Source organism: Cryobacterium sp. TMT2-10 (genome assembly GCF_004403075.1).
GTDB classification, from domain to species: Bacteria; Actinomycetota; Actinomycetes; order Actinomycetales; family Microbacteriaceae; genus Cryobacterium; species Cryobacterium shii.
Window position 1 is genome coordinate 1 of record NZ_SOGW01000124.1, and the last position, 10,331, is coordinate 10,331.

At 70.2% G+C, this 10,331-nt stretch carries 8 protein-coding genes; all 8 read left to right on the forward strand.

The annotated features are described in order from the left end of the window. Nucleotides 1-282 precede the first annotated feature (282 nt). Nucleotides 283-1,452: a tRNA 2-thiouridine(34) synthase MnmA gene (gene mnmA / locus E3T37_RS15235; protein ID WP_134368124.1), complete on the forward strand. Its 1,170-nt coding sequence runs from the start codon at nucleotides 283-285 to the stop codon at nucleotides 1,450-1,452. Next, nucleotides 1,445-3,739 (forward strand): NAD-dependent DNA ligase LigA, encoded by a 2,295-nt coding sequence (ligA, locus tag E3T37_RS15240; protein WP_134368125.1) that lies wholly within the window; start codon nucleotides 1,445-1,447, stop codon nucleotides 3,737-3,739. The genes mnmA and ligA overlap by 8 nt, the downstream gene beginning before the upstream one ends. 219 nt (nucleotides 3,740-3,958) lie before the next feature. Further along, nucleotides 3,959-5,317 carry an alpha/beta hydrolase gene (locus tag E3T37_RS15245; RefSeq protein ID WP_134368126.1) on the forward strand — a complete coding sequence of 453 codons (1,359 nt, stop codon included), beginning with the start codon at nucleotides 3,959-3,961 and terminating at the stop codon, nucleotides 5,315-5,317. A gap of 37 nt (nucleotides 5,318-5,354) precedes the next feature. Beyond that, nucleotides 5,355-5,651, forward strand: a complete 297-nt coding sequence (gatC, locus tag E3T37_RS15250) for an Asp-tRNA(Asn)/Glu-tRNA(Gln) amidotransferase subunit GatC (protein WP_134368127.1) — start codon at nucleotides 5,355-5,357, stop codon at nucleotides 5,649-5,651. A 2-nt stretch (nucleotides 5,652-5,653) separates the two neighbouring features. Next, the gene (gene gatA, locus E3T37_RS15255; RefSeq protein WP_134368128.1) at nucleotides 5,654-7,201 is read left to right on the forward strand and encodes an Asp-tRNA(Asn)/Glu-tRNA(Gln) amidotransferase subunit GatA; all 1,548 of its coding nucleotides are present in this window, start codon (nucleotides 5,654-5,656) and stop codon (nucleotides 7,199-7,201) included. Further along, the gene (gatB, locus tag E3T37_RS15260) at nucleotides 7,201-8,718 is read left to right on the forward strand and encodes an Asp-tRNA(Asn)/Glu-tRNA(Gln) amidotransferase subunit GatB (protein WP_134368129.1); all 1,518 of its coding nucleotides are present in this window, start codon (nucleotides 7,201-7,203) and stop codon (nucleotides 8,716-8,718) included. The genes gatA and gatB overlap by 1 nt, the downstream gene beginning before the upstream one ends. After that, nucleotides 8,718-9,017 carry a hypothetical protein gene (locus E3T37_RS15265; protein WP_134368130.1) on the forward strand — a complete coding sequence of 100 codons (300 nt, stop codon included), beginning with the start codon at nucleotides 8,718-8,720 and terminating at the stop codon, nucleotides 9,015-9,017. The genes gatB and E3T37_RS15265 overlap by 1 nt, the downstream gene beginning before the upstream one ends. Before the next feature lie 10 nt (nucleotides 9,018-9,027). After that, the gene (locus E3T37_RS15270) at nucleotides 9,028-10,134 is read left to right on the forward strand and encodes a VIT1/CCC1 transporter family protein (RefSeq protein ID WP_134368131.1); all 1,107 of its coding nucleotides are present in this window, start codon (nucleotides 9,028-9,030) and stop codon (nucleotides 10,132-10,134) included. The last annotated feature ends 197 nt before the right edge of the window (nucleotides 10,135-10,331 follow it).

The following is a 10,331-nucleotide window of genomic DNA, read 5'->3' on the forward strand; positions in this document are numbered from 1 at the left end:
CCCGCGGCTCACGCCCGGGCGGCCCGCGCCGGCCTCGCCGATCGGGTGCCGGGGCGCTGACCGCGCCGCGGGCAGCCGTCGTGGCCCGTGGCCCGTAGTCCGTGGCCCGGTAGTCCGTGGCCGGTGGCGTGCCGGCCCATTGGCACCAGCACGGCGTGAGGGTGCCTGTTCCGGTCGAGAGTGGCCGGTACAACGGACACTCTCGACCGGAACGGGCACTTCGGCACCGGGACCGTGCAGGGGCGCATTGGCCATTCAGCTTCGCCCGATTACACTCGTCAGGTGAAGGTTTTGGCAGCAATGAGCGGTGGGGTGGACTCCGCCGTCGCCGCAGCCCGCATGGTCGAGGCGGGGCACGAGGTGGTCGGGGTGCACCTGGCCCTCAGCCGCATGCCCGGCACCCTGCGCACCGGCAGCCGCGGCTGCTGCACCGTCGAGGACTCGATGGACGCCCAACGGGCCGCGAACATCATCGGCATCCCGTACTACGTCTGGGACTTCTCCGAGCGGTTCAAGCTCGACGTCGTCGACGACTTCATCAACGAATACGCGGCCGGCCGCACCCCCAACCCGTGCATGCGCTGCAACGAGCGGATCAAGTTCGCCGCCCTGCTAGAGAAGGCCCTCGACCTCGGTTTCGACGCCGTCGCCACCGGCCATTACGCCACGATCCGAACGGATGCCGACGGCAACCGCGAGCTGCACCGCGCCAGCGCCTGGGCCAAGGACCAGTCCTACGTGCTCGGCGTGCTCACCCAGGACCAGCTCGCCCACTCGATGTTCCCGCTCGGAGCCACCCCGTCCAAGGCCGAGGTGCGCGCCGAGGCAGCCAAGCGCGGCTTCTCGGTGGCCACCAAGCCCGACTCCTACGACATTTGCTTCATCCCCGACGGCGACACCCGCGGCTGGCTGGCCGAGCGGGTGCCGCCGGCGACCGGCGACATCCTGGACCGTGAGGGCAACACCCTCGGCCGGCACGAGGGCGCGGCCGCGTTCACCGTCGGGCAGCGGAAGGGGCTTCAGATCGGCACCCCCGCCGCCGACGGCAAACCGCGCTTCGTGCTCGAGGTTCGCCCGATCACCAACACCGTCGTCGTCGGGCCGAAAGAGGCGCTCGCGATCGGGGAGATCGCCGGCTCGAAGTTCACCTGGTGCGGCGTCGCCCCCGCCCACCCCGAAACCGCTTTCGACTGCACAGTGCAGATCCGCGCCCACGCCGACCCGGTGCCCGCTGTGGCCCAGGTCGTGCCGGTGGCTCCCGGCGAGAACGGCGAGAACGGCGTGAACGGCGCGACCGGTGAGACCCGCCCGGCCACCGAGCTGGTCATCACCCCGGCCGAGCCGCTCACGGGTGTCGCCCCCGGGCAGACCGCGGTCGTCTACCTCGGCACCCGGGTGCTCGGCCAGTGCACGATCGATCGCACCGTCAGCGCGGTCGGCGTCAATGCCTGACACAGCAGCACCGGCCGGAGCAGCGCCTGAGGGAGCAGCGCCTGACGCCGGATCCACACCCACCGCGCCCAGTCACGCGCTGCACGTCGCTGCCGTCGAGGTCTCGGAACTGACCCAGCGCATCCTCGAAGCCCGGGACACCTACTACGACCGCAACGAAGTCATCATCGACGACGCCGAGTACGACGCCCTCGTGCGCCGTCTCGCCGAGCTCGAGCACCAGTTCCCCGAACTGGCGAGCCAGGACAGCCCCACCCAGACGGTGGGCGGCCGGGCCGAGACCAGCCTGTTCGATCCGGTGCAGCACGCCGAACGGATGCTCAGCCTCGACAACGTCTTCTCGATCGGGGAATTCGAACTCTGGGCGGCCAAGGTGGAACGCGACGCCGGCCGGCCCGTGCACTACCTCTGCGAGTTGAAGATCGACGGGCTGGCGATCAATCTCCGCTACGTGAATGGCGTGCTGGTCAGCGCGGCGACCCGCGGCGACGGCGTGGTCGGCGAAGACGTCACCGAGAACATCGCCCGTGTGCCCGGAATACCCCGGCAACTGACCGGCACCGGACATCCGGCCCTGATGGAGGTGCGCGGCGAGGTGTTCTTCCCGGTCGCCGAATTCCTCGAGCTCAATGCCGCGCAGGTCGCCGCGGGTGAGCGTGTCTTCGCCAACCCGCGCAACGCGGCGGCCGGCTCGCTCCGCCAGAAGTCCGAAGGCAAGGCCATGGAGCCGCTCCGGCTGATGCGCGCCAGGCTCGGGCGACTCCGGATGCTGGTGCACGGCATCGGCGCCTGGCCGAACCCGCCCGTGGCCACGCAATCCGGCATCTACGAGCTGCTGCGCGGCTGGGGGCTGCCCACCAGCAGCTACTTCCGGGTGGAGCCGAGCGTGGTCGAGGCGGCAGGCTTCATCGAGTACTACGGCGAGCACCGGGCCAGCGTCGACCATGAAATCGACGGCATCGTGATCAAGATCGACGAACTGGCCCTGCACGCCGAACTCGGCGCCACCAGCCGGGCGCCGCGCTGGGCGATCGCCTACAAGTACCCGCCGGAGCAGGTCAACACCAGGCTGCTCGACATCGTCGTCAGCGTGGGACGCACCGGGCGGGCCACGCCCTTCGCCGTGATGGAGAAGGTGCGGGTGGCCGGCTCCGAGGTGCGCCAGGCCACGCTGCACAACCAGGATGTGGTCAAGGCCAAGGGCATCCTGATCGGGGACACCGTCGTGCTGCGCAAGGCCGGCGACGTCATCCCCGAGGTGCTCGGCCCTGTGCTCGAACTGCGTGACGGCACCGAGCATGCGTTCGTGATGCCCGCAGACTGCCCGGAGTGCGGCACACCGCTCGCCCCGGCCAAGGAGGGTGACATCGACCTGCGCTGCCCGAACGCGCGAAGCTGCCCGGCCCAGGTGCGCGGGCGGGTCGAGCACATCGGCTCCCGCGGCGCCCTGGACATCGAGGTGCTCGGCGAGGTGGCCGCCGCCGCGCTGACCCAGCCGACCCGGCCGAGCACGCCGCCGCTGCCCACGGAGGCCGGACTCTTCGACCTCACGCTCGAAGACCTGCTGCCGATCGAGGTCGTCGTGCGCGACGCCGAAACCGGGCTCACCCGCGAAGAGGAAGACGGATCGGTCCGGCTCCGCACTCCTTTCCGCCGCAACCCGACGGCCGCAGAGAAGAAGCAGGGCATCGAAGGGCCGCAGCCCTCGTCGAACGCGCTCAAGCTCATCCGCGAGATCGGACTGGCGAAGACCAAACCGCCCTGGCGGCTGCTGGTGGCCCTGAACATCCGTCACGTCGGGCCGGTCGCCGCGCGCGCCCTGGCCGGCCACTTCGGCTCGCTCGACCTGATCCGGGCCGCGTCGCGGGACGAGCTGGCCGAGGTCGACGGCGTCGGCGGCATCATCGCGGACGCCATCATCGACTGGTTCCAGGTCGACTGGCACCGCGACATCGTGGAGCAGTGGACCCGGGCCGGGGTGCAGTTCGCGACCCCGGACCACCCGGGGCCCGGCGCCGCGGCCGCCGCCGGGGGAGTCCTGGCCGGCCTCACGGTCGTCGCCACCGGGTCGATCGAGGGCTACACCCGGGAGGAGGCACAGGAGGCCATCCTCTCCGCCGGCGGCAAGGCCGCCTCCAGCGTGTCCAAGAACACCGACTTCGTCGCGGCGGGCCCGGGCGCCGGGTCCAAGCTGGCCAAGGCCGAACTGCTCGGACTCCGAATCCTCGACGCCGCCCAGTTCCGGCTGCTCGTCACCGAGGGCCCGGGCGCGCTGGCTGAGAAGTAGCCTTACGATTTCACCCCCGAAGCGGGGGTCCCGGCGACGCCTTTGGGGGGGACTTCGGCCACCGCCTCTTCACTAATCTGAAGGTGCAGGTCTTGTGCTGGAGGTCGAGTTGCCTGGCATCTCGGTGTTCGTGAGGGGACGTACCCAGGTTTGCTGTTGGTAGCGGCAACAATTCTCACCGCCTCTCTGACTCTCAACGGAGTCAGCGAGGCCTTTGGAGTGCACGAACTCCAGGGCATGGTGCAGGGTCAGCCGCTCCCCACGACCGCCCTCGACCCGGCCGCCGCGGCCGGTACCGCCCCGCTCTGGGGCGAGTTGTCCGGCCGGCGGGGGTCCTCGATCCGGGTGCGGGTCTCCGGCGAGCCGGGAGTCTCCGCCCAGCCGGTGGCAGCGGTCCCCGCCGACGCCGACGCGAACGTCAACTCGGTGCGCCGGATGACCGGCACCAGCCTGCTGGCCGGACTGTCCAGCCTGTCCCCGGCCGACATCTCCGCGTTCGTGCAGGCGTCTCCGGGCCAGGTCGATTCGCTGCTGGCTGTGCCGCCCGCGGCAACCGAGGTGGCCGGACTGTGGGACGGCCTCGGTTCGTCGGAGCGGTCCTCGCTGCTGGCCGCGGCCCCGAGGCTCGTCGGCAACCTCGACGGCATCCCGTTCCGGGAACGCGGCCGAGCCAACGCCCGTTACCTCAGCCAGAGCCTGGCCGAGGTCGCGCAGAGCCTGGCCACGGCGACGGATGACGCCCAGCGGCAGGTCTTCGCCCGCGAGCTCGGCGTCCTGACCCAGGTGAAGGCCGCGCTGCGCACCCCCGACGGAAGCCCCCGGCGTTCCCTGATCCTGCTGGATCCCGCCGACGGAGGACGGGCGGCGATCGCCCTCGGCAACCCGGACACCGCCGACTACGTCAGCTACCTCGTTCCGGGCATGAACTACGCGGTGGAGGCTCAAATCGTGAACTGGACGAACACCGCAGCGGCCGTGTACGCGGAACAGGTCGAGGTTTTGAGGGAACGGGCCGGAGCCGGCCGGGGCGCGTCCGGCAGGAGCGTCGCCACCGTGGCCTGGATCGGGTACGAGGCGCCGGACCTGTTCAACGTGGGCGGACTGGACCGCGCGGAGGCCGGGGCGGACTTCCTCGAGGAGTCGTCGCTGGGCATCCGTGCCGACCGGGGCGAACACCAGCCCTTCATCTCGGTGTTCGCGCACTCCTACGGGTCGACCGTGGCGCTCACGGCCCTGGCCCGAGGGTCCTTCTCGGTCGACGCCCTGGTGCTGGTCGGGTCGCCCGGGAGCCAGATCCAGTCCGTCGACCAGCTCAGTGTGGCCCGTGGAAACGTCTACGTGGGGAAGGCAGACTGGGATCCCACCGTCAGCAGTGCGTTCTTCGGCAGTGACCCGGGGGCCGCGTCCTACGGCGCCCACCGGCTCGGCGTCGCCGGCGCCCGCGACCGGTTCACCGGGCTCTGGCTCAACGGGTCTCTCGGCCACAACGCCTATTTCGACGTGGGCAGCGAGTCGCTGCACAACATGGCCCTGATCGGAACCGGTAACGCGGCACTGGTCACCGACGGCTCCGAATAGAATTGGGGTATCCACCCCGACGACCGTACGGAGCTACATGTCTGAAATCACGGCCGAGCAGGTTGCCCATTTGGCAAACCTTGCCCGGATCGACCTGAGCGCGGAGGAGATCGACCGCCTCACCACCGAACTCGGTCAGATCGTCGACTCCGTGGCGAAAGTGGCCGAAGTGGCCACCCCGGACGTTCCGGCGACCAGCCATCCGATGCCGCTGACCAACGTCTTCCGCGCTGACGTGGTTGTCCCGTCCCTGACGGTCGAGCAGGCGCTGTCCGGCGCCCCTGACCGCGACGGCGACAAGTTCCGCGTGCCCGCGATCCTGGACGAGGAGTAACCATGACCAACGTGACCAAACTGACCGCCGCCGAACTCTCCGAACTGCTCACTGACCGCTCGGTCAGTTCCGTCGAGGTGACGCGCGCCCACCTCGACCACATCGCGGCCATCGACACCGATGTGCACGCCTTCCTGCACGTGGCGAGGGACGCGGCTTTGGCCACCGCCGCCCGGATCGACGCCCGGCGTGCCGCTGGGGACGAGCTCGGCCCCCTCGCCGGCATCCCGATCGCCATCAAGGACGTGCTTGCCACCCTCGACATGCCCTCGACGGCCGGCTCGAAGATCCTCGAGGGCTGGATCCCGCCCTACGACGCCACGGTGGTCAAGCGGGTCCGCGACGCCGGGCTGATTCCCCTCGGCAAGACGAACATGGACGAGTTCGCGATGGGCTCCTCCACGGAGTTCTCTGCATACGGCCCGACCCACAACCCGTGGGACTTCGACCGGATCCCCGGCGGCTCCGGCGGCGGCTCCGCGGCCGCGGTCAGCTCGTTCCAGGCGCCCCTCGCGCTCGGCAGCGACACCGGAGGCTCGATTCGCCAGCCCGCGGCCGTGACCGGCTCGGTCGGCGTCAAGCCCACCTACGGCGGCGTGTCCCGATACGGCTCGATCGCCCTGGCCTCCTCCCTTGACCAGGTCGGACCGGTCACCCGCACGGTGCTCGACGCGGCACTCCTGCACGACGTGATCGGCGGCCACGACCCGCTCGACTCCACCTCGCTCACCGACTCCTGGCCGTCCATGGCCGCCGCCGCGCGCGCCGGCCTCGCCGACGGAGCCCTCAAGGGAGTCCGGGTCGGCGTGATCAAGGAGCTCAACGGCGACGGTTTCCAGGCCGGGGTATCGCAGCGCTTCACCGAGACCCTCGCGCTGCTCTCCGCCGCCGGCGCCGAGATCGTCGAGGTCAGCGCCCCCAACTTCGAGTACGCGATCGCGGCCTACTACCTGATCCTGCCGGCCGAGGCGTCCAGCAACCTGGCGCGTTTCGACTCGGTGCGGTTCGGTATCCGGGTCAACCCCGACGAGGGCCCGCTCACCAGCGAGCGCGTGATGGCGGCCACCCGTGATGCCGGCTTCGGCCCCGAGGTCAAGCGCCGCATCATCCTCGGCACCTACGCCCTCAGCGCGGGCTACTACGACGCGTACTACGGCAGCGCCCAGAAGGTGCGCACCCTGATCCAGCGGGACTTCGAGGCGGCCTTCACGAAGGTCGACGTGCTCGTCTCGCCGAGTGCGCCCACCACGGCGTTCAAATTCGGGGAAAAGATGAGCGACCCGATGGCCATGTACCTCAACGACGTCACCACCATACCGGCCAACCTGGCCGGTGTGCCCGGGATGAGCCTCCCGATGGGTCTCGCCCCCGAGGACGGACTGCCCGTCGGACTTCAGATCATGGCGCCCGCGAAGCAGGATGCCCGCCTGTACCAGGTCGGCGCCGCCATCGAGGCGATGCTCGAGGCATCCTGGGGCCACACCCTGCTCAGCCAGGCGCCGGAGCTGGCGCCCAACGACATGTTCACAAGCACCGAGGGAGCCGTCTGATGAAGAAGGCCGAACTGATGGATTACGACAAAGCCCTCGAACTGTTCGAGCCGGTGCTCGGCTTCGAGGTGCACGTCGAGCTCAACACCAAGACCAAGATGTTCTGCGGCTGCGCCAACGAATTCGGCCAGGGCGCCAACACCAACACCTGCCCGACCTGCCTCGGCCTGCCGGGCGGCCTGCCGCAGGTGAACGCCCAGGCGATCGAATCGAGCATCCGTCTGGGCCTCGCCCTGGGCTGTGAAATCGCCGAGTACTCGAGGTTCGCCCGCAAGAACTACTTCTACCCGGACACCGCGAAGAACTTCCAGACCTCGCAGTACGACGAACCGATCGCGTTCAACGGGCAGCTCACCATCGAACTCGAGAGCGGTCGACTGGTCACGGTCGACATCGAACGTGCGCACATGGAAGACGACGCCGGCAAGCTCACGCACGTCGGCGGGGCCACCGGCCGCATCCAGGGCGCGGATTACTCGCTCGTGGACTACAACCGCGGCGGCGTGCCCCTGGTCGAGATCGTCACGCAGATGATCGAGGGCGGCGAGGCCGACTCGCCCGAGATCGGCCGCACCTATGTGGCCGCCATCCGGGAAATCGTCAAGGCCCTCGGCGTGTCCAACGCGCGGATGGAAGAGGGCAACGTGCGCTGTGACGCGAACGTGTCCCTGCGCCCCCGCGGCTCGAACATCCTCGGCACGCGCACCGAGACGAAGAACGTCAACTCGCTGCGTTCGGTCGAGAAGGCCGTCCGCTACGAGATCCAGCGCCAGGCCGCCCTGCTGCAGGCCGGCGGAACCATCACCCAGGAAACCCGTCACTGGCACGAAGACACCGGCATCACCTCGGCCGGCCGCCCCAAGTCCGACGCCGACGACTACCGGTACTTCCCGGAGCCCGACCTCGTTCCCGTTGCCCCGTCCCGGGAATGGGTGGAGGAGCTGCGCGCGACCCTGCCCGAGCCTCCGGCGGCCCGGCGCAAGCGGCTCCAGGCAGACTGGGGCTTCGCCGACCTCGAATTCCAGGACGTCGTCAACTCCGACCTGATGGATGCCGTCGAAGCGACCATCGCGGCCGGCGCCTCCGCCCAGGCCGCCCGCAAGTGGTGGACCGGTGAGGTGGCCCGGCTCGCGAACGTCGCCGGCGTCTCCGCCGACTCCCTCGTGCAGCCCGACCAGGTCGCCGCGCTGATCGAACTGGTCGTGGCCGGCACGCTCACCGACCGTCTGGCCCGCCAGGTGCTCGAGGGAGTCATCAACGGTGAGGGAACTCCCCTCGAAGTCGTCGAGTTCCGCGGTCTCGCCGTGGTCTCCGACGACGGAGCGCTCATCGTCGCGATCGACGAGGCCCTGGCCGCCCAGCCGGACGTCCTCGCGAAGATCCGCGACGGCAAGGTGCAGGCCGCCGGCGCCGTGATCGGTGCGGTGATGAAGGCCATGCGCGGGCAAGCGGATGCCGCACGCGTGCGCGAACTCGTGCTCGAGCGGGCCGGATCGGCCGACGGATCGGCCGAGTAGTGGCTCTGCGGAAGAAAGCGGACAGGGCCGGGAAGGCCCCGGCAGTCTTCGGCGTCGGGATGCAGGTCGTCGTGCGTCTGGATCGGAACCGGTACCCGGACGCTGCCGCGGAGGACCCGATCGGTGTGATCGTGGCGGCCGGCGAAGTCGAGGGGACCGCACTGTACGCCCCGGTGGCGGGTCGCGAGGCCGTGTGGGTCGTTCAGTTCGACGAACCATTCTTCGGCCTCGACGGCTCCGGACCGCACGCGTCCGCTCGAGTCGCGCAGGGCTCGCTCGAGCCCGCGCCCGAGGCATGAGCGTGGAGGCATGAGAGTGACAGAACAGCAGCGCCCGGCCAGCCCCGCCGAGATCCGACGCTGGCGGCAGTACCTGGCCGACGAGCGCGCGGAAGCGACGGTCTACCGTGACCTGGCCGGACGCCGCGACGGTGAGGAGAAGGAGATCCTGCTGGCCCTGGCCGAGGCCGAGGGCCGTCACGAGGCGCACTGGCGGCGCCTCCTCGGCGACCAGGTCGGGCAGCCGAGGCGTGGCGCTGTGCGCACCCGTTTTCTGGGCTTCCTGGCCCGACGCTTCGGGTCCGTGTTCGTGCTCGCCCTGGCCCAGCGCGCCGAGGCGCGCTCGCCCTACGACGCGGACGCGGACGCCACGGACACCATGGCCGCCGACGAGCGCATCCACGAGGAGGTCGTGCGCGGGCTCGCCGCGCGCGGGCGCCAGCGTCTGGCCGGCACTTTCCGTGCCGCCGTGTTCGGCATCAATGACGGTCTCGTCAGCAACCTGGCCCTGGTGCTCGGAATCGGCGCCACCGGCGTGCCGACCACCACGATCCTGTTCACGGGCATCGCCGGGCTCCTCGCCGGCGCGCTCTCGATGGGTGCGGGGGAGTACGTGTCGGTGCGTTCGCAGCGGGAACTCCTCGAAGCCTCCACTCCGAATCCGGCCTCCCGGAGCGTCTTGTCGCACCTCGACCTGGCCGCGAACGAGTTGACCCTCGTCTATCGGGCGCAGGGGATGTCCCCGGAGAAGGCCGAGTTCCACGCCCGGGAGGCGTTGCGCACCGTGGCGATCGCCACAGGTCCGGTCGACGTCAAGCAGACCGGCGGACTGTCTCCGGCCGTCGACGAGCACGAGGCGATCGGCACCGGACTCGGCGCCGCGACCTCGAGCTTCTGCTTCTTCGCCTCCGGCGCCATCCTGCCCGTTCTGCCCTACCTCTTCGGGCTCGAAGGCATGGCAGCGATCATCGTCGCCGCCGTGCTCGTGGGTCTGGCCCTGCTGGCAACCGGGGCGATCGTCGGGCTCCTGTCGGGCGGACCGCCCCTGCGCCGCGCGTTCCGGCAACTGGTGATCGGGTTCGGAGCCGCCGGCGTCACCTACCTGCTCGGCCTGCTGTTCGGCACCTCGGTCGGCTGATACCCCCAGACGGCCCGCGACTGAGCCGGCTGCCCGGCGCTTCAGAACGGCGGCGGCTCGTCGGAATCGTCCGGCGGCACCGGTCTCGGCCTCGGTGGCGGTTGGGGCTGGATGATGGTGGCCGGTTCGCTGATGAAGTGCCGCCCGGTCGGTGAGGTCCAGTTGAGAGTGCCGTCGGGCAGCATTTCGTAGCTCCA